Genomic DNA, 24,481 nt, shown 5'->3' with positions numbered 1-24,481 from the left:
TGTTTCAGCAACGTTTCTTAATGTTGCAGACGTGCTGATTTGTGTCGTTTTAGTGGCTTTTTACTCTCTTTTTTGTGTTTTCTTGTTAATAATATGATTTTTTATCTATTTTTCATGTAGGCTGGTCATATTTTATAGTTATGTGATTTTGACCGTTGTTTACGCATGCTGATTGTTTCTATATGTTAAAATATTTTTTGCGGCAGCCATGCTTTTTTCCGTTTTCCGGTTATTGTGTGTTCTGTCTATGTTGTGCTTTGCAACATGAAATATGTCGGGATGCACGTTTTTCTGTTGCCTTTTTTGAGTAAAACCGTATGCCTCTTATGCTTTTATGGCTGCCGTTGTCAGGCTCATGTCCGTGCCTGCGTGGTTGTATTTTTACGTTTTGTTCATGCTTGTTCCTGCATGCAATAATGACCACTCTTTATTTCGAATGACAAAACTCTATGGTTTTTGCATAAAAAAGCGGTCACTTTTGCATCAAAAATGGCCCGTTTACGACACGTAAACCGGCCACTAACGGTTCGAAACATAACAACTGCTGTTTGGTTAATAATTTTCTTGCAGAATGACGTTTGATATTTAAAATGTAACAGAAACAGGTGTAAATGGTTATAATTTTTACGCCTGTTTTTAGATGCCGCCCGAAAACGCCTTTTATCCGCCTGTGCAGTGATTACGCAACAGCATTGAATTGCTGCATCAGTCAGGTTAGAGTTGAAAGTAAGGGGTATAATATAATAAGGTGTACGGGGCAATCGTCTGACGGGGCATGACCGATAGGGCATAAAAAATACTCTATATTCGCCCTTCAGGATGTCCTTATGGCGTATATAGAGTATTTTTCTGTCGGCCGCTTGCAGGCCTTATTTTTATTGTGAAGCCTTAACCATCTTTGTCTGACGGCAGACTCTGCAGCCTTTTTTAAATTTGCTTGGCTGTTCCCCTTGTCAATACTTATACAGCTTGACGTGCAGAATCTTATATTCGCCTACAGATATGCGGGCGTGGCGTCCCTGATGGCTTTGGTCTCCGTTTTCTCTTCTCAGATATTTCAGCGTTCTGTCTTTGTTTATTGCCACCTCATCCACGTAGCCTATGCCTGCACGCATTCCTTTAAATTTAGGCTGCGCTCCGTTCTGCGTGCCCGTGTTTTGGCCCTTCTGGGCAAATCCGTCTTCGCCAAGTATCTTTTTTTCTTCTTGTTCCTTCTCGCTGTTGGTCGCAAATTCTACAACGATGCCGTTGCCGGCTATGATGTAGTCCATGTCTGCCAGCTTTATTATAATACCTCCGCCTTCGGGCCATTCAGAGCCGTCGGTGGCGCGAGGGTCCCATGGCAGTGTGAAGTTGTGGCGGCATGTCAGCGTGATGTCGCCGTCTACGATGACGCGTTCGCGGTCGTTGCCGTCAAAGAGCAGTCCGTGTGTCAGGCCCTTGCCCTGATATTTCAGCAGCAGCGGCGACAGCTCTTCCAGCATGGCGTAGCTCTCCTTTATGCTCTTGTGGTCGTCGGCAGAGCCGTGGTCTATGTCGAACGGTGAGAAACCTATGGCGTCGTGCTCGCCAAAGGCGTACAGCGCACGCACACCACTGTTGCGGCAGAAGCGCGACTCGGGTATGAACAGCGGATTTTCGGGCTGCTTGTACTGGTCGGCCCAGCTCTTGAAGCCTGTGTCGTAGATGTCAGGAGCAAGGATGTCTATGCTGGGTGCGGCGCAGTGCCACAGGTCTACAAGGTGTGCAAGCGGCCCTGCCGACGGATATTCGCCCGGCTTGCGTCCGCGGCTGTTGAGCGCGGCGTTTACATAGAGGGGCATGTCGCAGATGCGGCGGGCCTCGAGAGCCAGCTGTTCAACATATTTTGCATGATAGTAGGCCATGAACACTTCGTCGGCATATATGTCCGTGCCAAACACCTGTGCCCATGTGGCGCCTTTCTTCAGCCTGTTGTTTATAGCGCTGTGGCTGTCTTTTGTCCATTTCTCTGAGCCTGTGAGCATTTTCAGCAGGTGAGGATGCAGCTTTTTCCCGTTGCTCCTTATATATTTTATAAGGTCTTCGGGCACAGCAGAGCTGAAAGCCTTTTGAGCCTTGTCCGAGTAGTCGCGTGCGTCCTCGAGCATGCCGATTTCGTTTTCAATCTGCATCATTATCACCGTGTTTCGGCTGCTGTCGGCCTCAGATATGAATTTCATCAATTTGCTGAAGGCGTTTTTGTCTGCTTGCAGTATGTTGTCTGAGAATGCGCTGGCAATTTCAAGAGGCTTTCCGCGGCGTGTCATTGCACGCGGATATTTCCTGGTGTTTTCCTTGAACCATAGCGGTGCATAGCAGCTCATGGAGTTTTTCCATGCTCCAAACCAAAGGAATATTACTTTCAGGTCGTTTTTGCGTGCCTGTTCTATGACTGTCTTCGGCAGCGAGAAGTCAAACTTGCCTTCCTCCGGTTCGATGAGGTCCCATTGTGCCGGCACAAGCACCGTGTTGAGTCCGCGTTCCTTGCATGTGCGCATCACGCTTATTATGTCTGCCTCGCACGTAGCGGCCGAGTTGCTCAGCTCTCCGCACAGCAGGAGCATGGGCTTTCCGCCTACTGTTATTTGTGTGGCAGTGCCCTGTTTCTGCAGCTTTGCCTGTGCATGGGCTTCGCTGCCGCAGAGCATGACCATCATGGCCGACAGGGCTGCGGTGCCTGCCAGATAAGTTATTTTGTTCATCGTATGTGCTTGCTATTTTGTTATTTCCTGTCTTGAGAATGTCTGAAAATATTTAAGGCACGTGTCGCGCCATTCTTCGGCGTTCTCTACCTGTTCGGTCATTCTTTGGCTTACTTCCATAAAGCGCTGTCTGTCTACATACGGCTCCATCTTGCTCCAAGTCTCGGCAAATCTCTTTGCCTCTGCCACGCCGCGGTTGTAGTGGGCGCAGAGGCTCTGCCATAGCGTCGTGCCGTCTTTCATCTTGTGATTCCAGCTTACGTGGTGGAACCACAGCAGATATTCCTCGGGACAGGTGTTGATGTCGTTGTATATGCTGTCGAACGGATGGCGATACTGGCTTACGGCCTTTGTGCCGTTCATTGTGCGGTCGAAGCCGATGCCGGTGCTGTCGGCCTTATGATAGTATACGGGGCACCATTCTATCGGATATTTTGGATAGAAGCCCTGTGGCTCAGGACCATAGTGGTGGTCGGCCTTGAATATGTGGTGCAGTCCGAGCGGCATCATATAGTCTACACAGGCTTCGCGGCTGCTCATCATAACTTCCTTCATCGGGTTGATGAAAGCTGTGTCGTGTGTGAAAGTCTGTTTGAGCCATTCGTCTGCAATCTGTTCTGACGACAGGGTAGGGTCCCATGCCAGTCGGCCAAAGGCATACCAGTTGGCCTGTGAGAAATGGTGGCCGCACCAGTTGGCGTCATCGCCCGTGTTGGCCACTCCTGCAATGCCGATAAGCTGTTTGGGGCTTACAAAGCTGAAAAACTCTTTCCACATCGGTGCCAGGTACACAAGGTGGCGGCTCTGTCCGAGATATTCCTGCGTAATCTGCAGCTCTGCCATCATCGGTGTATGCTTAATCTGGTCGAACAGAGGAGCATAAGGCTCGCGCGGCTGGAAGTCGAGCGGACCGTTCTTTGTTTGCAGAATAACGTTGCTGATGAACTTTCCGTCGAGGTCTTTAAACTCTGTAACGGCCTGCATCACGCGGTCTTCGCCCTCATGATTGCCGTAAACGAAGCTGCGCCATATGACCAGTCCGCCGTGCGGGGCAAGAGCTTCTGCAAGCATGTTGGCTCCCTCGGCATGTGTGCGGTGATAATCGCCGGGGCCGGGCTGTCCTTCTGAGTTTGCCTTTACGAGGAAACCGCCGAAGTCGGGTATCTCCTTATATATTTCGTTTACCTTGTTTCTCCACCATGTGCGCACGCCTTCGTTGAGCGGGTCGGCTGTCTTCAGTCCGCCCTCAGCCATTGGCGACGCAAAGTTCACCGAGAGATAAACCTTTATTCCGTAGTCGCGGAACATATCTGCCAGCACCTTTACCTTTTTTATATATAAGGTGTTGAGCATCTTGGGCGAAGCGTTCACGTTGTTTATCACCGAGCCGTTGATGCCTATCGACGCGTTTGCGCGGCAATAAGTTGTGAGGCGTTCTTTCAGGGCAAGGCTCATCGTGCCTTTGTCGCCGTTGATTTCGTCCCACTTCCATATACTCAGGCCCGCATATCCTCGCTCTACAGACCTGTCAAGATTGTCCCAATGGTTGAGTATGCGGTATTTTACGGCAGGATTTTCCTTTATGTTGATGTTGTCAACAGGCATACCGCTGTCCTGCAGGCGCAGCAGTTCGTAGGCTCCGTAGAGCAGTCCGCAGCTGTTTTTCGCCTTTATTGTTATGTGGCCGTTGCTCTTGTCGGTTGTTATCTCGAAGCCTTCTTCGCCGGTTGCCGTCTTGTCCTTTATCAGGCTTACCGGTTTTCCGTGCCAGTATGTGGCAAGTTCTCTTGTGGCTATTTTAGCCGTGTTCGACCTGTCTTTAGTCGTGATTTCACACAGGTCGCTGTTGCGCTGGCTTCTCAGCCAAAGGCGTGAGCCGTCTTCTGCATATGCAACGCATGTGATTGCCGCCATTAGCAGGGCGGTTAAAAATGTCTTTTTCATGATTCCTGTTTTTGCTCTGTATTTTCGTTATGCTCTTTTTTAGCGTATTCAGTAGGCGACATGCCGTAGCGTTTCCTGAACACGGTAGAGAAGTGGGTCTGGTTGTTGAAGCCTACGGCATAGGCCACCTGCGTGACGTTTATCTTCTGCTCTCTTAGCAGTCGTGCAGCCTGTTCCAGTCTCAGATTACGGATAAACTCGCCGGTTGATATTCCGGTTATTTCCTTCATCTTGCGGTGCAGCTGTGCGCGGCTTATGCCAACGTCTTCAGCAAGACTCTCAACGTTGAAGTCGGGGTCGGATATATGCTCGTTTATCGACTTCATGATGCGGTTCATCAGCTGGTCGTTGTTGCCCTTCACCTCTATCTGTTCAATCTTGTCCTTCTGTTCCTGTGCGCCCGAATATTTTCCGCGCAGTCTTCTTACGTTGCTGATAAGATTGTCTGTAAGTATGTGCAGCTCAGACATGTTGAACGGCTTTGCCAGAAAGGCGTCTGCGCCTTTCTTGAAGCTTTCGAGCCTGTCGGCAACGTCAGATTTTGAAGTTAGCAATATCACGGGGATGTCGTTTATGCGGCTGTTGGTCTTTATCTTCTTCAGCAGCGTTACTCCGTCCATCTCCGGCATCATGATGTCTGAGACAACGATGTCGTAATGTTCTTTCAGCAGGGCGTCAAGGGCTTCCACGCCGTTGGGGAACGTGTCTACCTTGTACCATTCGCTCATCTCATTCTTTATGTACTGCCTCATTTCCGCATCGTCGTCCACCACCATCATCCTGCAGTTGGTGTATGTGGGCTTTTTAGACAGCATGCTGTTTGAGTTGTCGTCTTCAGGCGAAATTATCTCTTCGGGTTTCAGATGGCTGTTGCCTTTGGGTATGCTTATCGTTATCTGTGCGCCCTGCACGTTGTCTGTTCGGTTGGCTGCCTTAATCGTGCCTCCGTGCATTTCGGTTAGCGTGCGGCTCAGGTTGAGTCCTATGCCGGTGCCTTCAAGGCTGATGCCGCGGCTGTTTGGTTCCTGATAGAAACGCTCAAACAGCTTGTCGGTGTTCTTGTTCTTGAAACCCGTGCCTGTGTCGAGCACGTCTATTGTTACATGCTGTTCGTCTTCTTTCAGACGTATGGTTATGCTTCCGCCGTCGGGCGTGAACTTGAAAGCGTTCGACAACAGGTTAGATATAATCTTGTCGAAGTTTATCTTGTCTATCCACGCATAGCATGAGCCTGCCTCATGTTCGAAGTTGAATATGATGTTGTGCTGGTCGGCATTATATCTGAACCTTGCGCAAACATCATTTATATATGTTGCCATTTCCGTCTTTTCGCAGTGCAGGTGCATCTGTTTCTTGTCAATCTTTCTGATGTCAAGAATCTGGTTGACAAGCAGCAGAAGCCGCTGTGCGTTGCGGTCGATGGTCTTTATGTCGTTCTGGCTTTCGGCATCGGTCAGTCTCGACTTCAGCTTGTTGAGAGGGCCGAGGATAAGTGTCAGCGGCGACCTGATGTCGTGGGTCGCATTGATGAGGAACTGCATCTTGGTCTCCTCTAATTCTTCGTTCTTGCGGCGCTTGTAGTTTCTTGCGTATAGGTAGATGCCTGTGGCTATTACCATTATGTATATAATCCATGCCAGCGTTGACGCATACCAGGGCGACAGCACTTTTATGGTTACTTTCTTGATGCTCTTAGATACAGCACCGTTGGCTGTAGCCCTTACCTCAATCTCGTATTTGCCTGGTTTTAGTTTGTTGAATGATATTGCGTTTGTGCCTTCCGGTATGGAAATCCAGTTCTCATTGTCGTTAATCTTATATTGGAATGTAATTTCATCAGTATATTTGAAATTGAGCAATGAGAACTCTAAAGAAAATGTATTTTCATCATACGGCACAACAAATTTATCAGAAAAACAGCTCATCTCCTTGTCGTCGAGAATAAAGTTTGTCAGATAAATCTGCCCAAGCTCCATCTTTGTGTTCTTGATGTCTTTCGGGTAAAATACGGTTATGCCGTCGTCGATGCCGAATACAATTCTGTCGTCGTCAAAATGGGCTGCGGCTCCAGCGATGTATTCCTTCGTGGCAAGTCCGTTTCCGCGTATATGGCTGATAAATGTCTTTTGTTTATGGTTATACTGCCAAATGCCCATGGCGGTGCTCATCCATATGTCATTGTTATGGTCGAACACTATGCTGTATATAAAATTGTTCTGGAGCTGCTTTGGCGAGTTTGGAAATGTGTAAAGTGTATGTTTCTTCTTGTTGTAAACATATAATCCAGTATTTGTGCCAAGTAAAATTTTACCGTCTGCCGTTTCGTTGACAGACAGGCATTGTATATTCTTGAAACGTTTGTCTTTTATAACATTAAAGTTAAACGATTTAGTATCCATTACGGATATTCCATTTGTCGTTCCAATCCATAGAAGTCCATCTCTGTCAATATACAGCGTTTTTATCCAGTCGTTGCACAGCACACCTTTACCCTTGTCTTTATCTCTCATGCTGAATTGTATTGTCGAACAGTTTTGAGTGTTATAGACACAGAGACCTTTACTGTAGTTGCATATATAGAGGGTGCCTTTTCCGTCGTCTGTGATATAGTTTAGTCCCCATCCGTCGTATTTTGCTTTCTGATGATATTCTCCGGTATAAGGGTTATATGAGTAAAGTGTGGTTTCGCTGCATAGCCAATAGTTTCCTTGCTTGTCCTTGTATATGGTGTTTGCTCCTGCCGGCGATGTTGGATGAGATGTTATGTTGCCATTTTTATCAAATTTATAAACACCGGTTTTCTGTATTGTTACAAAGATGTCGCCATTGTGTCCGGGGGCGATGGACGATACGCTGCTTCCTAACAAGTAGTTGTGTTGTGAGAAAGTCCAGCTGTTAAAGGCATCTTTCTTTTGTGAAATCATGTAAATACCTTTCTTATAGCAGCTTATCCATATGTTTTTGTCTTTGTCTTCATACATGTTGTTTACATTTGCTGTAGACAAGTCAAATGTCGAATTTTTATCTTTATACGAAATAAGTTTACGGCTGTTTCGGGGTATTATCATCATACCTTTGCCTGATGTACCGATCAGGATATTTCCATTGCTGTCTAATATTGCTTTTCGGATAGAGACAGTCCTGTTAAGTTCACTCATATCGAAACCGGCATCATGTATGGTTCCGTCTTTATATCGATATTCAAGTATGCCATACATGCATACGATATAAAAACTTTTAGCGCCATTCTTTATAAAGCTAATAGCAGGACCATGGCTAAGTTTAAAATCTTTGAATTGTACAGGAACTTTTTCTTTGTTCAGAATAATTCTTGTTATTATTGGCAGATGACTGTTTTGCCATATGTTACCCATGTCATCTTCGAATATTCTGCTTTTATAGTCGTCATTATGACTTTTCCAAAAAGAATTATCCTTAATGATTTTATCTGTGCCTTTGGATATTTTATATAATCCGTATCCGGCAGTGGCAATGAAAATGTCGCCATTGCTCATTTCGAGAATTGTTTCTATTCTTGGTGTGTTGCCGTCTGGACAATGATATCTTTTAAAATCGTTGGTCTTGTAGTTGTATTTCATCAAGCCTTTCTCGCTTCCAATCCAAAATTGCCCTTTTTTATCAACTAAGAAAGATGTTATGTCATTGCTGATTATAGACGTACTGTCGTTGATGTCTGTGAGGTAATGTGTAAATCTGTAACCGTCGAATTTGTTAAGCCCATATTCTGTTCCTATCCATATAAATCCATATTTATCCTGAATTATACATGTTGTCTTGTTACTGGCTAGGCGTTCAGACGTATAAAGGTGTGAACCGCTGTCGGCTATTGCCAACAACGATACACACAAATATATAATAAAGTAAATAGCAAGTTTAAAGTTTTTCATATCCGTTTGTTGTATAACTACAAAAATAACGAAAAAATCTTAACCGCCAAATTGTTTTATGTTTTATTTGCCTTTATTATGATTACATCGTCCTGAACTTCTCAGATTCTTTCATGTGCAGATATGAATTTTTGTATCCGCCCATGTCTATAACGATTTTTTCAAACACGATGCCCGGATCGTTGGGCGTTATCTTTATTTCATGCATGTTGTCGCTTGTTTTTCCGAGCGGCAGTGTTATTACGCTCTCAACAACTCTGCGGGCAACAGTGGGGTAGTAGACCGTATAGATGTTCTCCGGACTTTCGTTCAGATCCTTGTTGAAGTTTATTGTTTTGGCTTCGCTGCCGTCAATACTAATGTTATAGGTCAGTCCGCCTTTATTGAGGAAGTCGAGAGTTGACTTCACTACGACATATACCTTAACATCGCCAGTGTATTTACCGTCTGTAACGAATTTGTATGTCAGTCCGGCGCCTTCAACCTCCTTGTTGTATGGTCTTAATGATATTCCGCTCAGAGTCCTGCCCATAAATGGGATTACAGTCCACTTGGCATCTTTGGCATCAGCCTTGCTGTAAAAATGTTCTGCCTCTATGGCTGCATAGCCGTTGCTTGCCTTGTGTATGAAGCCGCCTTCGGCGTTGTTTTCTGCTATTCTGAACACTTCGGGCAACATGTCTTTCTCAAAATCGTCGTTCCAGCTGGTGTATCCAATGTGCTTCTGGATCATCATGCCGTTCCATTTTCCGCCGGCAATCTCATGATTATATTGCGCGCACAATACAGAGTCGCGTCTGAAGGCTTCTTCCACTTTGTCGGCCCATATATTTGCATCAGGGTCGTTGTTCTTGTATAGCTTGTGGTTCATGGCCTGTGCGTAATACATCTGGTAAAGGTTGCCCATAGCCTGTATGGGGAACAGGATTATCTCGCGGTATGTGTCCTTATATTCATCTTTCAGCGTGATAAATTGTCGCAGTGCTTCTGCTTCCAGTTTCATATAGTCGTTGACAACCTTTTCCCATTCGCCGGTTTCAAGGTTATATGTGTTGCGGTCAAGCATTTCTGCCGTGATTCTTCCGTTGTACTTGCAGCAGAGGTTAAGCAGGCGTGCGGCTTCTTCTGCCTGTTCGTCGCCAAACTGCTGTTTACAGAAGTCGAGGGTGTGGTCGGTTATGTTGGTTTCGTTATATCTCTTTGGATTCCATGCCATGTCGAGGAACAGGCTGATAGGATATTCCATCGGTTTTAAGTCGCCAACGTTTAATATCCAGATGCGGTCTATGCCGTATTCAGAAGCCAGCGAGAGCTGTTCCCACATATTCTGTGTGGGTGTTACGTTTATCCATTTTGAATTTCTCGGTGCGCCAACGTAATCAACGTGGTAATACAGACCCCAGCCTCCGGCACGTTTTGCTTCTTTTGCGTTTGGCACGCGTCTTACGTTGCCCCAGTTGTCGTCACACAGCAGTATGGTAACGTCGTCCGGCACCTTCATGCCTTTGTCGTAATAGTCCATAACCTCTTTATACAATGCCCACATCTGTGGGGTCTTGTCTGCCCGCTGCTTCGTAACGTCACTGATTATCTGTCTTTGATTGCGTATTATCTTTTCGAGCAGTGCTACGTCAGACTCCTCGCTCATTGCCTCGTCACCGTCGCCTCTCATGCCGATGGTTACAATGTCTTCTGTACCCTGTCGTCTTTCAATTCCTTCCTTAAAGAATTTGTCAAGTACTTCCTGATTTGTGTTATAGTTCCACTTTCCGTATTTGTCACGGTTACGTGCCCATTCCTGATGGTTGCGTGCCATGGGCTCATGGTGCGATGTGCCTACAATCACTCCCATCTCGTCTGCAGTCTTGCTGTTAAGCTCATCGTCAGCGTAGAAGGCCCATCCCCACATGGCCGGCCATAGCAGGTTACCTTTCAGACGGAGTATAAGTTCGAACACTTTTGCATAAAACTCGTGGTTGCCGTATTCTGTGCCAAAGGTGTTCTTCACCCATGTTGTGAGGCATGGAGCTTCATCGTTGAGAAAAATTCCACGGTATCTTACGGCCGGTTCACCGTCCGTATAGACACCTTTTTTTATATATATATGTTTGTGCTGTTCGATAGGAGTGTCTGCCCAATAGTACCATGGCGAGACGCCAATCTGTTTTGACAGTTCATAAATTCCGTATATCGTACCTCTTCTGTCGCTGCCGGCAATCACCAGCTGGCCGTTGTCGATGGTGATGACATACATCTCTCTCTTTCCCTTCAGCTGCTTCATGTCGTTCTTGCGCTGTTTCATTATTTTGTCTATGGCAGCAGAGTGGCCTATTGTGCCTACAATAATTTTTGCGTTGTTGCTGTTTGTGCTGATCTTTACGTCTGCTCCACAAACTTTGTTGATGTCAGTTGACATGTTGCGTACAGCCGTCATCACACCCTTACAGTCGTTTTGGTCAACAAATATAGTCACTTCATTGTTCTGGTTCAGCAGCATGTCGCCTGCCGAAAAACTGATAAAGCTATTTGCACTAAAAGCTTTTAATGATGCAAAAAAGATAAAGAATACAAATGCTGTAACTACTTTATTTTTCATATTACTAAGGTTTTTTATGCAAAAATACTTACGTAAATATAAAAAACCTAATTTATTTGTTGTAAATAGTTGCCGATGATACGAATTGAAACGCAATGGTAACGAAAATAATCCCCATTTAGAAAACAATGGAGTATTTTTGCAATTGATAAATAATTTTGATTTTGTATAAGCCTGACTGATGTCTGCTTTTTCATCAAGGCTGTGACACCGACGGCTTGTTTCTTTAATATTTAATAACATGAAAAAGTTTTTTATTGTTGCTCTGTTGAGCATTGCAATGAGTGCCAATGCCGGTAATGATGTTAAGGATAACCGGTGGACCGGCACATGGGCAGCGGCACCTCAGCTTGCTGCCGGAAAGGATATGCCTGCCGAGACCGACTTGTCGGGCATGTCGTTGCGTCAGATTGTGCGTGTTTCGGTTGGTGGAGATGTCTTGAGGCTTCAACTTTCAAACGAATACAGCAAGACGCCTGTTGAAATCAAGTCGGTTTACATCGCAGATGCAGAAGATTCGTGTGTTATCGACAAGAGTTCGGCAAAGTATCTTACTTTTGGCAAGAAACGCAATGTTACCATTGAAGCCGGCAAGGCTGTAATGTCTGATGCCGTTAAGTTTGACCTTAAACCGCTGCAGCGCCTCGCCATAACAATAAATTATGGCAGCACGCCTTCAGAAGCCACATCACATCTCGGTTCGCGTACAACGTCATATATTATTAAAGGTGTGTCAAAGCCCGGCAGCGATTTCTCAAAAGGAATAAAGATAGACCACTGGTACAATATTTCAGCAATAGATATTTGCGGAAATGAAAATAGTGCAGTGGCCGTGTTGGGTAACTCGATAACAGACGGTAGAGGAAGTACTACAAATATGCAGAACCGTTGGACAGACATCCTGGCTACAAACCTGCAGGCCGGCGGAAAGAACCTGGCTGTGCTTAACCTCGGAATTGGCGGCAACTGCGTGTTGAACGGCGGACTCGGTACGCCTGCCATGCAGCGCTATGACAGGGATATCCTGGCACAGAGAGGTGTTTCGGCTGTGGTGATTTTTGAGGGTGTCAACGACTTGGGTTCTATCAACGGCAACAGTGAGGCTATGGCAGCCAAGCTTATTGAGGCTTATCAGCAGCTTGCCAAGAAGGCACGCGAACGTGGATATAAGGTATATGGAGCAACGATAACTCCTTTTGCCGGACATTCTTATTTTACATTCTTCCGTGAGGCTGCACGACAGGCAGTGAACGAGTTGATAAGAACGAGCGGAACGTTTGATGACGTGATAGACTTTGACGAGCTTATGCGCGATCCTTCAGAGCCTTCAAAGCTCAAGGCTGATTTGCAGGACGACTGGCTGCATCCTAATGCCGCAGGATATAAGGTTATGGGTGAGTATGCCGCAAAAATAATAAAATAGCATAATTGGTTTACCTTAGTTACAAAACAAATTTAAATTAAAAAAGATGAGTTCAAACACGATGGAAAACGCAGCCTCGAGAGGCTTTTACAAGCTGTCGTGGCTTCAGCGAATAGGTTTCGGATCAGGTGATTTGGCCCAAAACCTTATTTATCAGACCATATCGATGTATCTGCTTATGTTTTATACAAACGTATATGGCCTCGACCCTTCTGCTGCTGCATTTATGTTCCTGATTGTCAGGGTGGTGGATGTTATCTGGGACCCTGTTGTTGGAACCTATGTCGATAAGCATAATCCAAGGTTTGGCAAGTACAGATCTTACCTTTTGCTGGCCGGCGTGCCGCTTACGGGCTTCGCCATATTATGTTTCTGGGATGGTTTCTCCGGGTCTTTGCTTTATGCATACATCACTTATGTGGGCATGTCTATGCTCTACACTCTGATAAATGTGCCTTATGGCGCGCTTAATGCGTCGCTGACCCGCGATACGGAAGAGATAACCGTGCTTACGTCTGTAAGAATGTTCCTTGCCAACGTCGGAGGACTTGCCGTTGCATATGGCATACCTATGATTGTGGCAACATTATCGCCCGACGGCAAGATAAATACCGTTGAATCAGCCAATGCCTGGTTCGTAACAATGGCCATCTATGCAGTGGCCGGTCTTGTGTTGCTGCTGTTCTGCTTCACTCAGACAAAGGAACGTGTGGTTATGGATAAGAGTGAGACCGACGATGTTAAGGTGAGCGACCTTTGGGTTGAGTTCCGCCGCAACCGTCCGTTGCGCATTCTTGCCTTCTTCTTTGTAACGGCTTTCGCCATGATGGCAATAGGCAACTCTGCCGGTTCTTATTACATGATTTACAACATACACTCTTCAGCCGACCAGCTGGCTTACTTCATGGCTCTTGGTTCAGTTCCGGCATTTATTTTCATGCCTATGGTTCCGGCCATCAAGCGCAAGGTTGGCAAGCGTGGCATGTTCAACATCTTCTTGTCTGTTGCCATTCTCGGTATGATACTTATTTATATTATCTCAATGGTGCCGTCGCTCCGTTCACAGATATGGCTGGTATATCTTGCACAGTTTATCAAGTCTACCGGAGTTATCGTTGCCACGGGATATATGTGGGCGCTCGTTCCTGAGGTTATTTCTTATGGCGAATACACTCATGGCAAGCGTATTTCAGGCATCGTAAACGCCCTTACCGGTATATTCTATAAAGCCGGTATGGCTCTCGGAGGCGTTGTTCCCGGCCTTATTCTGGCTTTTGTCGGTTTCGACAAGAACAATTCTGTTTCGCAGACTGCTTTTGCAGAGCAGGGTATTCTTTGGCTTGTAGCTGTCATTCCGGCCTTGCTGTTAGGTCTTTCAATGTTCATAATTTCAAAATATGAGCTTACAGACGAGGTTATTGACAAGATAAACATGGAAATAGAAAAACGTTCAACTGAAAAAGCTTAATATAAAAAAATGAAACGAAATGTAGTATTTTTGCTGGCATGTATGTTCGCTATGGCAAGTGCATTGCCCGTTTCTGCCGGAAACACCAAGACTCTTAAAGATGTGTTGGGACGTTACTTCCTGGTCGGAGCGGCCATGAATGTTGACCAGATATGGAACAGGACGCCGGATGAAACAAACGTCGTTAAGAATAACTTTAACTCTATTGTGGCAGAAAACTGTATGAAAGGGGAGGAGATTCATCCTGAAGAAAACCGTTTCTTCTGGGACGATGCCGACCGTTTTGTAAAGTTTGGTCAGGACAATGGTCTCGCCATTATCGGCCATTGCCTTGTATGGCATTCTCAGCCTCCTGTATGGATGTTTACCGACGAGCGTGGCGACACGGTTTCACGCGATGTACTCATCGACCGTATGCACCGTCATATTTCAGCAGTTGTAGGCCGTTACAAGGGACGTATCTTGGGATGGGATGTCGTAAACGAGATTTTTAACGATGACGGCACCTTCCGTAATTCTCCATATTATCGCATAATAGGTCCTGAATTTGTTGAACTTGCATTTAAGTTTGCCCATGAGGCAGATCCTAATGCGGAACTCTATATCAACGACTATTCGTTGGCAAAACCAGCAAAGCGCGACGCAGTTTGCCGTATTGTCAGAGAGCTGAAATCGAAAGGCTACCGCGTTGACGGTATCGGAATGCAGTCGCACAACGGACTCGAATATCCCGACCTTGATGAATACGAGAAGTCGATAGATGCCTTTGCTGCCTGTGGCGTTAAGGTGATGATTACTGAGCTTGATGTAAATGTCCTGCCAAATCCTGAAAAGTTTGGCGGAGCAGAGATAAGCCAGAACTTCAAGTATGCTGATGCACTGAATCCGTATAAGAACGGACTTCCCGAGGAAGTTGAAAAAGAGTTTGAAAAGCGTTATCTCGACATTTTCAATATTTACTATCGCCATCGCGGACAGATTTCGCGCGTCACTCTGTGGGGTGTTACAGACACACGTTCATGGCTTAACGATTTCCCCGTTCCCGGACGTGTAAACTATCCGCTGCTCTTCGACCGCAGCAATAAGCCTAAGCCGGTGGTCGACAAGATTATAAAGATCTTTGAGAAATAAGTTCAATGAATTAAATAGAAACAACTTTTAAAATTAATAATCATGAAAAAAGCAAGATATCTTTTCCCGTCTGATTATATGGCAGACCCGTCTGTACATGTGTTTAACGACAAACTGTATATTTATCCGTCTCACGACTGGGATTCAGGTGCTGCGTTTGATGACGACGGCGGTCATTTCGAAATGAAAGACTATCATGCGCTCACGCTCACTGATATTGAGAACGAAGAGGCTACCGACTGTGGCAAGATTCTCGACCTGCAGGATATTCCATGGGCAGGCAGACAGCTGTGGGACAATGATGTCGTTGAGAAAGACGGTAAGTATTATCTTATCTTCAGCGCAAAGGACAAGAACGATGTGTTCCACCTCGGAGTGGCTGTTGCTGACAGACCGGAAGGTCCGTTTAAGCCGCAGGCCGACCACATTCGCGGATCTTACTCGATAGACCCTTGTGTCTTCAAGGATGATGACGGCTCTATTTATGTATATTTTGGCGGACTTTGGGGCGGACAGCTTCAGCGCTATAAAGACAACAAAGCCATGGGCAAGGAGTATCTGCCCGAAGGAGATGAGCCTGCATTGCCGTCAAGAGTGGTTAAGATGACCGATGACGTGCTGCAGTTTGCCGAAGAGCCGAAGCCCGTGCTTGTGGTTGACGAAAACGGCAAGCCGCTTGCTGCCTCTGATCCTCACCGTTTCTTTGAGGCTTCATGGATGCACAAGTTCAATGGTAAGTATTACTTCTCTTATTCAACCGGCGACAGCCATCTGCTGTGTTATGCTGTTGGCGATAACCCTTATGGTCCGTTTACATACAAGGGGGTGGTTCTTGAGCCGGTTGTAGGCTGGACAACTCATCATTCTATTGTTGAATATAAAGGCAAATGGTATCTGTTCCATCACGACTGTGTGCCCTCTAACGACGTTACATGGCTAAGAAGTCTGAAGGTGCTTGAGCTTGATGTCAACGAAGAAGGCGAAATAAAGACAGCAAAAAGCGAATAATCAGGTGTCTGACTAAGCCTGATTTGTATTAGATTATATCAATTATTCTGGCAGGGCCGCAGTGTTGCGGTCCTGTTTTTATATATGTACGGTTTTGCCTTAGGTACGTTTCGTTTGCAGTGCCGCTTATGCTGCAATGTCTTCTTTTTGGCTTTTACATACAGGATATGCTGCAGTTGATGTATGCGAAAATAGATAGGCGTGCTAAAAATGCGTTGTAATAAATAATGGTAAAAATAAGTCTTTTTGATAACGAACGGCCGCAGAAATCATAAGATTTGCGGCCGTTCTCGTTTGCTATTATAAAAAAGTGTATTATGCGTTAAAGCTCTTTCAGCTGTAAAATAGTCAATAGAGTTCTCTCTTTGAGTTCTTTTTTCTCCATCTCTGTAAGAGGGGGAATGTTAAATCTGTTGCCTGACAGAATCCTGTCAGCCATTGTTTTAATGTTCTGTTTTTTTGCCATCTTATATTATTTTATAATATGACGGCAAGCAGTTTGTTTTGTACTCTTTATACAGCCTCATTTCTTGCTGCTAAAAAACGCAATCTTAGCAGACTTCTGTGCATGAGGTTACGCACCGACTGATAGTTTATGCCCATAATCTGGCAGATATCGTCATATTTGCGCTGCTCAATATAGTAGAGCTTTATTATCTGCTGCTGTCTGGGCGACAGGCATTTTACATATTCTGTAAGGGTGTTGTTCTTTTTCTGCTCTTCTTCGATGCGTTCCATGTCGTATGTCTCGCTGTCGAAGAGCGGCTTGACATTGTTATCGTTAATCTCGTTGTCGCAGACATGAGTGTTGTGTCTGAACTCGTCGTTGATTCTGTTCCTTAATGATACATACAGATACGACTCAATGTTGATCACTGATTCAAGTTCACCGCGTTTGGTGTACAACTTGACAAAGACGTCCTGTATGCAGTCTTTAATCATTTCGCGGTCGGAGGTGAATTTGGTTCCGAATGCGAAAAGGTTATCAATTGTTTTGTCGTAAAGTTCGGTAAAGTTAATCATAGGTTTTCTCGTTCTTTTGCTGCAAAATTAGTGATGAACGGCTTAAAAGAATGGGAAAAATTGATTTATAAATACGAAAAACAGGTATTGACGTGTAAAATCAACACCTGTTATCAGTAAATTCTATGATTTCTTATAATCTTTCCAGCCAGTAGGCTGTGTCTTTGGCTTTACCGCTTATTGTGTATGTGCCTGAAATTTTTTCGCTCTTCTTCACAGTTTTTACCAGTCCGCTTTTCGTGTCGACGGCATGCAGTGTGTATTTTCCGTTCTCAACGTTGAGCGTAATGTCGCCTTCGGCATGGGCATATATCACATATCCAACGGCAGGGTTGCCTATCACCTGAGTGGCTGAGTTGCCTTCGCCGCTGATGTAGCTCATCTTTGTCAGGTCGGTCAGCAGTTTGTCGCTGCCTATGGCCACGTTTGGACAAGAGCCTCCGGCCATGAGGATGGCCCAGCCATACTGCGGATATTGCTGCGAGAAGAATGTTACGGCCTTTTCGGGATACTTTGTGCGGTATTCCTTCACGGCATTATATGCCTCGGCAAATCCAGTCTTGCCTACCTTCATCTTGCGCATGAACTGTCGCGGAGCAAGGTTCTTGCCTGCCTCTGGCGCCCAAAGGCCCTTGGTGTTGTAGTGCCAGTATCTTATGTCGATGATGTCTACCACTTTCGACAGCTCCGGATCGGCAAGTATGGCGTCCTGGGCGTCCTTCGTGCAGCTCAGCGCCACCATAGGATGCAGGCCTGTCTCTTTTTCCCATTCGGCTATTGTCTCGAGCCAAAAGCGTGTGAAGTGCAGCGGACCTGTATATTCCTCGCTCAGCAGCTGCACCACGTTGCCCTTGTCCTTGAGGTTGTCGAGACACTGGCGGATGTACTGCTTGTGCAGCGGTCGCAGTATGGGGTTGTTGATGTCGTAGAACTGCTCGGCCATGAATATGCGCTTGTCGCCTGTGAAAGGCACAGGTTCGGGAAAGTCGGTGCCGTTGACATTGTTCACCGGACGCCACGGACAGTCTACCCAGTGGGCTCCTGCCTCGAGTATGTTGTGCTGAAAATAGTTCTGGTTGAACAGCAGTATGCCTTTCTCTGCACCTTTTTCGGCAAACTCGTTGAGTCGCATCCAGTACCATTGGTTAGGCTTTGTAAGGTCGTAGCAGCTCAGGCCGTCCCATGCGGTGCCTTGACCTGTACGGCTGAAAGCCTGTTCGTAGAACGGAGCCCAAACGTCGCCGTCGGCACGGCGCACGCGCTCATGGTCAGTGCGGCGCAGGTCATACCACAGTCCGTAGTGGTGGTCTAAGATGCAGAAGTTGTTTTTGTCGAGATATGTCACCACAGAGTCTATGCGGTCGGTCCAGCCGGTGCCCTCGCGTCCCGGCACGAAGCGTGTTATGGCAGGGCGTGCGCCTTTCTTCACGAAGTTGTCTTTCACGCGTCCGGCCCACCATGGTATCTGGTAGTTGTTGCCCGTTATCAGCTTGCCGTCGGCAGTGATGTGGCCGTTCTCTATTGCAAATTTCATGGCTTTGCCGCCATTTTCAGCCACATCATACTTGCTTCCTTTCACGCTCTCAATGTCTTTCACGCCTTTGGCCGATGTGCTTGCTGTGTAGGGTACAGAGTCTATCCACATCTCCATAGTCAGTCTTGGCTGTGTCAGCGACACCTGTGCCATGATCTGCGCCTGTGCAATCTCAGGGCTGCTCGATGCGTTGGTGTTTCTGGGCAGTATGTATCCGTTTATGGCTTCTTTGCCCATGCGCTTCTCGAGCTGTGCGTAGAAGAGGCTGCGCGGCTGCACGTGGTCGTTGCTGCTTGTCCATTCGGCGTTGCCTGTCAGCGTGCCCCAGCATCCGTGTGCGCTGTTGCGGTTGTCGCTGTCGGGCGAGTAGCAGTAGAGAGTTGAGCCTGTACACTGCCACATCATGCTGTTGGCCGTGTTCCAGCCCGTTCCAAACTGGAACTGCTCAAGATTCTTGAAGCTTATGTCGTTGCCGTCGATGTTCACAATGTCAAACAGCAGTCCGGCTGCCCATGAGCCAATGCTTCCGCTGAAGCCCAAAGAGTTTTCGCCCTCGCACTGTACAAAGGCGTTGGGGCCTGCCGCACAGAAGCCTGCCGCAAAGTCGTGTATGCCCTGGCGCGACACGCAGCGCTGTATCAGGGTCTGCTGTCCGCGTGTTATGAACACGCATCTGCGCCATCCTCCTGTCTCCGACACGGGCTCGCCTGCAATGCAGTCTTCGACCGTTATGCGGCTTGTCTGCTTCTGCAAATTTACTGCGCTGCCTGCGAAGTGCCTGAATTCCACACGTCTTACCCAGCAGTCGCGCGCATTGTCAGCCCAAATCGCGTCCCAGCAGTGGTCCTCGTCTTTAGGGTTCCATGAGTTGTGTTCCGACATGAGAGTAAGGTTCTCAACGCCACATTCGCTTATCTCCGCGCTGTTATATCCCGTAACAACGAAGCCCCCGCCGTATTTCTTGTCGAGCGTGGTTGTTATCGGCGCGTCGAGCGTTATGCTGTTGCCGTTAACGGCGCTGACGGTTCTGTCCCATGTTATGTCGATGTCGGTGGGTTTCCATCCGGTGTAGTCGAGTCCTCCGCCGAAGTCGTTGCAGCAGAGCGACGCTATCCATTCCTTTGTCGACGGCCTTACAATTCTTATACGGCTGCCTTTCTGTATCTTGGCGGCAGATGCTAGCGTCAGCGTAGTGGCTCCGGCCATGGTCTTTTCGCCTGCAACGGCAATGGTGTCGCCTCCAGTCATCTTCATTCCGCCCTCGATATAGAGCAGTGCACCTCTGTTATAGCCCTGCTTTATTATGGTTGTCTTGCCGCGTCCGGCACCTCTTATCACCACTCCCGATGTGCTTATGCGCAGCGGTTTGCTTATTCTGAAAGTGCCTTCGCCCAGCAATACGGCTCCGCGGTGGCCGTTCTTGTCGGGTTTCAGTGCCGACACGTAGTTGATGGCGCGCTGCAGTTTCTCGTAGCAGTCGGCCCCGTCGCTGCCCACGAAGACAGCGTTTCGTACATCCGGAATGGCTATTTCAGACGCATGATATCCGCATGCCGAATAGTCCATCGGAATGTAAACCTCTTTTTTTGCCTTGCCTGCCATGGCCTTAACTGTGCACAATCCGGCTATCAGCAGAATGGCAAGGCAGCGGCTTGTTAGATTTTTTTTCATATCAGATTGACAAATTGTTTGTTTCAGTAATTACCTATACTTACAAAACGACGCGTATGTTTTTTTATTGTACTTATTATTCTGCGCCATTTTTTCTTTTAACCCAAATCAGTCATAGAGATTAGGCAGGATTTTTTAGTTTAATATGATGTGGATGGCCGACGACTTTTTCGCAGGTATGGCTGCTTACGTCAAGAACAGACGGACCGCAATCCGGCAGAAAGAGTAACATACCCGGCAGAAAGCATCAGTCTGTTTGTAAAATCAGACAGTATTCGGTCTGCCGGGCTATTCGCGTTTAGGCTTATAGCAGGTCTCATTATCCAGCTGCGGCTGCCATTGTTGGGTCCTATCAGTGGGTTATGGCTGAGACTGATTGTACTTATGTCGTAATCTTTTGATATTCAATGCGTTGTAAAATGCCGCCTTTTGGCTCTTAAAAGATGCCCTTTTACAATGCAAAAGGTGCCCTTTCGCAGTGCAAAAGGACACCTTTTATATTTTCATCAGCCCCGGCCTTTCTTTATATGTTGCAGAAACTGTCATGCCGGTCCGTCTTTCATACCTTCCGTGCAGTCGCTGTGGCCGCTGAGTCAGAGGTTATTTCATGTGTTCAAGGTCGACAAACTTGCCTCTCACTTTGCGCTCGGCTATCATCTTTATCAGTTTCTTATGGCGTTCAGGTGCAATCCATTTGCGTGCAAATATGTTAGGAATGGCCACGCCGATGGCTATGCAGAGAATAATCAGCGACGCCCTTATGCCGTTATGTATGGCGATGGTAAGCTCGCCGACCACTCCGTGCATTTCTATCAGTGCAAAGAGAGCCCTGTACATGAGCACGCCCGGCACCATCGGGATGACGCTTGGGATAGACAGGCAGTGGTGAGGCGTGTGGAATATGTGAACGGCTTTTATGCAGATGATACTTATGAGCGACGAGCCTATGAGCGAGCCAAGGATGAGGCCCCAGTCGAGTCCCACGTTGCCGTTGCTCGGTCCGAGGTTCACGAAGTTACGCGTGCATACGGCTATTATGCCTCCTATGGCTACCACCCAGAGCAGACGCCGCGGTATGTTGAATATCATAGAGAAGCCCATGGCCGATATGGCTGCCGCCACGGCATAGGCCAGATAGCTGTTGTGTGGCGTCATGCTGAGGTCTTTCACAAAGTTGTCTATGCCGCACACCTTGATGGCTATTACTATGCCGAACGACATGGCCGCCACTATCATGAGCGTGTTGACGGCCCGCGTTATGCCTATGCTGATGTGGCTGTCGAGCATGTCGCTCACAAAGTTGATCAGCGGTACGCCCGGAACGATGAACAGGGCACAGGCCATGAGCGGATGCCAAGGTGTGTCGCTGTGTGTGAAGGGTATCAGTGCCGACGGTATGTGCGACTCAATCACCGGCAGCGAGATGTATGCTGACAGGCATGCCAGCAGTGTGGAGAAAAATGCTGCAAAGGCAATGTTGACGTATTCGTTGGAGCCTGTCGAGTTGAGCCATGCTCTAAGGCGGAAGCCTGCTATGGCTGCTATCGAAGAATAGATAAACGCAGGCCAGTCGCAGCCGAACTGAACGCAGAAGCCGCCGCAGGCCAGACCGGCTCCTATGGCTGTGAGCCACGGGCTGTAGTTGCGCTTCTTGTTCTTTATTCTTTCCAGCTCCTTCTCGTATTGGTCGAGGGTATAGTCCTCTTTGATGGCCCTCCACGACAGCTTGCTTATGGCAGATATGGCGTCCATGTTGATGCCGTGCCTGTCGCAGCGCTGAAATTTAGAGAAAGAATGGGTCTTGTCGCTGAGGTTTACCATCAGCATGTTGTAGGTGATGTGAATGTGCAGCTTCTTTTCCGGCAGGCCCAGATATGCCGCCGTGCGGTCCATGTTGCGTATTATGCGGCTGGTGTCTGCCGAACTTTCCATCAATAACTGACCGGTGCGCAGCAGCAGGTCGAGTTTACGGCGTAACACCTCCAGGGAGTCAGACTGCTGAGTTTCTTCCATAATCTTTTTGCCTTTATTTTAATGAAATTTGACGAATAGTCATACCTATGCTCATTTTCAGGGTGCAAAGTTACTACAAAAAAGTGAAATGCGGAAGAATATGGTAATGGATTTGATTTACAGGGGTTTCATTAACGCTGCCAATTATTCTGAGAGCCATTACAATCCACGCCGAAGCCAAATCAAGACGGAGCTACGTTACTTGTTCGTAACCACGCCCAATAGGTGACGAAATGGACACGAATAACGAAACAAGGCCTTAAGGATTAGCGAGTTACTGACAACTCACGCAAAAAATCCGTTAACGAAAAAAGATTGCGCCGTTCTTCCGCGATTTGCGTATCAGAGGAGGGCTCTTCACCAACTAATTTTGAACAAAAAAAAATTAAGGACGATGAAGAGTACATTTTCAGTTATTTACTACCTCAAACGTCAGGTAGTGAAAAACGACGGGACGGTTCCCGTCATGGGACGCATCACGGTGGACGGCAGCCAGACGCAATTCAGTTGCAAACTGACCGTCGATCCCAAGTTGTGGGACACCAAAGGGGGACGTGTCATGGGCAGAAGCACGGCGGCACTCGAAACGAACCGCATGCTTGACAAGATGCGGGTGCGCATCAACAAGCACTATCAGGAAATCATGGAGCGTGACAACTTCGTCACGGCAGAGAAGGTGAAGAACGCCTTTCTCGGACTGGAACACCGCTATCACATGCTGATGCAGGTGTTCCAGCAACACAACGAGGACTATGCCAAGCAGGTGGAAGCAGGCATGAAAGCCAAAGGCACGCTCTTGAAGTACAAGACTGTTTACAAGCATCTGCAAGAGTTTCTCAACATCCGTTACCACGTGAAGGACATCGCGTTGAAAGAGCTTACCCCCGCTTTCATTTCCGACTTCGAGATGTTTCTGCGCACGGACAAACACTGCTGCACCAATACCGTGTGGCTGTATGTATGCCCGCTTCGGACGATGGTGTTCATCGCCATCAACAACGAATGGCTCACACGCGACCCGTTTAGAGAGTATGAAATCAAGAAGGAGGAAACGACACGCAGTTTCCTGACCAAAGACGAAATCCGCCTGCTGATGGAAGGTAAACTGAAGAACGCCAAACAGGAACTATACCGCGACCTCTACCTGTTCTGCGCCTTCACGGGCTTGTCATTCGCCGATATGCGCAATTTGACGGAAGAGAACATCCGCACCTACTTCGATGAACACGAGTGGATAAACATCAACCGCCAGAAGACGGGCGTGGTGTCTAACATCCGCCTGCTTGACATTGCGAAACAAATCATCGACAAATACCGCGGGCTGTGCGAAAACGGCAGGATTTTCCCTGTTCCCCACTACAACACGTGCCTCGCCGGAATCCGTGCCGTCGCCAAGCGTTGCGGCATCACCAAGCATATCACGTGGCATCAGAGCCGCCATACGGCAGCCACGACGGTGTTCCTCTCCAACGGTGTACCCATCGAAACAGTCAGTTCCATGCTGGGACACAAGAGTATAAAGACAACGCAGATATACGCGAAGGTAACCAAAGAGAAGCTCAACCAAGACATGGAGAACCTTGCCGCGAGATTGAACCAAATCGAGGAATTTGCAGGATGTACCATCTAAAACAGAGACGCCATGAAACGTGACATAATCATTATAGAGGACAAGACGGTCAGCGTAACTGGTAACGAGGTATGGATGACCGCCGGGGAAATCGCCGAAGAGTTCCATGCCACCGTCCCGGCAGTGAACGCCGCCATCAAAGCCGTCCGCAAGTCGGACGTGCTGAACGACTACGAGGTATGCCGCTACATACAGCTTGAAAACGGCCTGTACGCGGATGTTTACTCGCTTGAAATCATCATTCCAGTAGCCTTCCGGCTGAACACCTACTATACACACGTGTTCCGCATGTGGCTGGTGGAGAAGGCACTCTCAAAGGAAAAGAGGCAGGCATACGTGATGTTCATACAGAACGGGAAAACCGGATATTGCTGAACACGCATACAGACAACGAAAAAGGAAACGGACA

Annotated in this window: 14 protein-coding genes; 6 read left to right on the top strand and 8 right to left on the bottom strand. The window is 47.3% G+C overall.

Going from position 1 to position 24,481, the window contains the following annotated elements; genetic code table 11:
- Positions 1–953: 953 nt before the first annotated feature.
- The 4 genes from EJL04_RS08350 to EJL04_RS08335 all read right to left on the bottom strand — a co-directional run bounded on the left by EJL04_RS08350 (position 954) and on the right by EJL04_RS08335 (position 11,171).
- On the bottom strand, positions 954–2,678 hold the full coding sequence (locus tag EJL04_RS08350) for a GH35 family beta-galactosidase (RefSeq protein WP_125105325.1): 1,725 nt from the start codon (positions 2,676–2,678) through the stop codon (positions 954–956).
- 57 nt (positions 2,679–2,735) lie between these two features.
- The gene (locus EJL04_RS08345; RefSeq protein WP_125104636.1) at positions 2,736–4,667 is read right to left on the bottom strand and encodes an alpha-glucuronidase; all 1,932 of its coding nucleotides are present in this window, start codon (positions 4,665–4,667) and stop codon (positions 2,736–2,738) included.
- A complete protein-coding gene (locus EJL04_RS08340; RefSeq protein ID WP_125104635.1) occupies positions 4,664–8,575 on the bottom strand; it encodes a hybrid sensor histidine kinase/response regulator transcription factor in 3,912 nt (1,303 codons plus the stop codon). Before EJL04_RS08340 ends, EJL04_RS08345 begins: the two co-directional genes overlap by 4 nt.
- Before the next feature lie 82 nt (positions 8,576–8,657).
- Positions 8,658–11,171, bottom strand: a complete 2,514-nt coding sequence (locus EJL04_RS08335; protein WP_125104634.1) for a glycosyl hydrolase 115 family protein — start codon at positions 11,169–11,171, stop codon at positions 8,658–8,660.
- 241 nt (positions 11,172–11,412) lie between these two features.
- Between EJL04_RS08335 and EJL04_RS08330 the strand changes: the two genes are divergently transcribed.
- Genes EJL04_RS08330 through EJL04_RS08315 form a run of 4 tightly spaced genes read left to right on the top strand, consistent with a single transcriptional unit; the run spans position 11,413 to position 16,201 of the window.
- Complete coding sequence (locus EJL04_RS08330) at positions 11,413–12,594, top strand: SGNH/GDSL hydrolase family protein (protein ID WP_125104633.1); 1,182 nt, start codon at positions 11,413–11,415, stop codon at positions 12,592–12,594.
- Positions 12,595–12,640: 46 nt separating this feature from the next.
- Complete coding sequence (locus EJL04_RS08325) at positions 12,641–14,062, top strand: MFS transporter (protein ID WP_021853755.1); 1,422 nt, start codon at positions 12,641–12,643, stop codon at positions 14,060–14,062.
- 9 nt (positions 14,063–14,071) lie between these two features.
- The gene (locus tag EJL04_RS08320; protein ID WP_125104632.1) at positions 14,072–15,193 is read left to right on the top strand and encodes an endo-1,4-beta-xylanase; all 1,122 of its coding nucleotides are present in this window, start codon (positions 14,072–14,074) and stop codon (positions 15,191–15,193) included.
- 42 nt (positions 15,194–15,235) lie between these two features.
- Complete coding sequence (locus EJL04_RS08315; protein ID WP_053397920.1) at positions 15,236–16,201, top strand: glycoside hydrolase family 43 protein; 966 nt, start codon at positions 15,236–15,238, stop codon at positions 16,199–16,201.
- 322 nt (positions 16,202–16,523) lie between these two features.
- Here the strand turns inward: EJL04_RS08315 and EJL04_RS16360 are convergent, their stop codons facing one another.
- The 4 genes from EJL04_RS16360 to EJL04_RS08300 all read right to left on the bottom strand — a co-directional run bounded on the left by EJL04_RS16360 (position 16,524) and on the right by EJL04_RS08300 (position 22,442).
- Positions 16,524–16,667: a hypothetical protein gene (locus tag EJL04_RS16360; protein ID WP_021853758.1), complete on the bottom strand. Its 144-nt coding sequence runs from the start codon at positions 16,665–16,667 to the stop codon at positions 16,524–16,526.
- A 47-nt stretch (positions 16,668–16,714) separates the two neighbouring features.
- A complete protein-coding gene (locus EJL04_RS08310; protein ID WP_021853759.1) occupies positions 16,715–17,224 on the bottom strand; it encodes an RNA polymerase sigma factor in 510 nt (169 codons plus the stop codon).
- A 133-nt stretch (positions 17,225–17,357) separates the two neighbouring features.
- Positions 17,358–20,429: a DUF6298 domain-containing protein gene (locus EJL04_RS08305; protein ID WP_125104631.1), complete on the bottom strand. Its 3,072-nt coding sequence runs from the start codon at positions 20,427–20,429 to the stop codon at positions 17,358–17,360.
- Between the two features lie 600 nt (positions 20,430–21,029).
- Positions 21,030–22,442 (bottom strand): threonine/serine exporter family protein, encoded by a 1,413-nt coding sequence (locus EJL04_RS08300; protein ID WP_021853761.1) that lies wholly within the window; start codon positions 22,440–22,442, stop codon positions 21,030–21,032.
- A 394-nt stretch (positions 22,443–22,836) separates the two neighbouring features.
- Between EJL04_RS08300 and EJL04_RS08295 the strand changes: the two genes are divergently transcribed.
- Positions 22,837–24,072: a site-specific integrase gene (locus EJL04_RS08295; protein WP_077154599.1), complete on the top strand. Its 1,236-nt coding sequence runs from the start codon at positions 22,837–22,839 to the stop codon at positions 24,070–24,072.
- A 12-nt stretch (positions 24,073–24,084) separates the two neighbouring features.
- Positions 24,085–24,447 (top strand): virulence RhuM family protein, encoded by a 363-nt coding sequence (locus EJL04_RS08290; protein WP_004308431.1) that lies wholly within the window; start codon positions 24,085–24,087, stop codon positions 24,445–24,447.
- Positions 24,448–24,481: the final 34 nt, after the last annotated feature.

The organism is Prevotella marseillensis, from assembly GCF_900625065.1.
Taxonomy (GTDB): Bacteria; Bacteroidota; Bacteroidia; order Bacteroidales; family Bacteroidaceae; genus Prevotella; species Prevotella rara.
The sequence above is the reverse complement of the archived record's forward strand: the minus strand, read 5'-3'. Positions and strand labels throughout refer to the sequence as shown.

Coding starts and splice junctions, on each gene's coding strand:
- EJL04_RS08350 (WP_125105325.1), bottom strand. CDS start 2,678: ATGATGGTCATGCTCTGCGGCAGCGAAGCCCATGCACAGGCAAAGCTG.
- EJL04_RS08345 (WP_125104636.1), bottom strand. CDS start 4,667: ATGAAAAAGACATTTTTAACCGCCCTGCTAATGGCGGCAATCACATGC.
- EJL04_RS08340 (WP_125104635.1), bottom strand. CDS start 8,575: ATGAAAAACTTTAAACTTGCTATTTACTTTATTATATATTTGTGTGTA.
- EJL04_RS08335 (WP_125104634.1), bottom strand. CDS start 11,171: ATGAAAAATAAAGTAGTTACAGCATTTGTATTCTTTATCTTTTTTGCA.
- EJL04_RS08330 (WP_125104633.1), top strand. CDS start 11,413: ATGAAAAAGTTTTTTATTGTTGCTCTGTTGAGCATTGCAATGAGTGCC.
- EJL04_RS08325 (WP_021853755.1), top strand. CDS start 12,641: ATGAGTTCAAACACGATGGAAAACGCAGCCTCGAGAGGCTTTTACAAG.
- EJL04_RS08320 (WP_125104632.1), top strand. CDS start 14,072: ATGAAACGAAATGTAGTATTTTTGCTGGCATGTATGTTCGCTATGGCA.
- EJL04_RS08315 (WP_053397920.1), top strand. CDS start 15,236: ATGAAAAAAGCAAGATATCTTTTCCCGTCTGATTATATGGCAGACCCG.
- EJL04_RS16360 (WP_021853758.1), bottom strand. CDS start 16,667: ATGGCAAAAAAACAGAACATTAAAACAATGGCTGACAGGATTCTGTCA.
- EJL04_RS08310 (WP_021853759.1), bottom strand. CDS start 17,224: ATGATTAACTTTACCGAACTTTACGACAAAACAATTGATAACCTTTTC.
- EJL04_RS08305 (WP_125104631.1), bottom strand. CDS start 20,429: ATGAAAAAAAATCTAACAAGCCGCTGCCTTGCCATTCTGCTGATAGCC.
- EJL04_RS08300 (WP_021853761.1), bottom strand. CDS start 22,442: ATGGAAGAAACTCAGCAGTCTGACTCCCTGGAGGTGTTACGCCGTAAA.
- EJL04_RS08295 (WP_077154599.1), top strand. CDS start 22,837: ATGAAGAGTACATTTTCAGTTATTTACTACCTCAAACGTCAGGTAGTG.
- EJL04_RS08290 (WP_004308431.1), top strand. CDS start 24,085: ATGAAACGTGACATAATCATTATAGAGGACAAGACGGTCAGCGTAACT.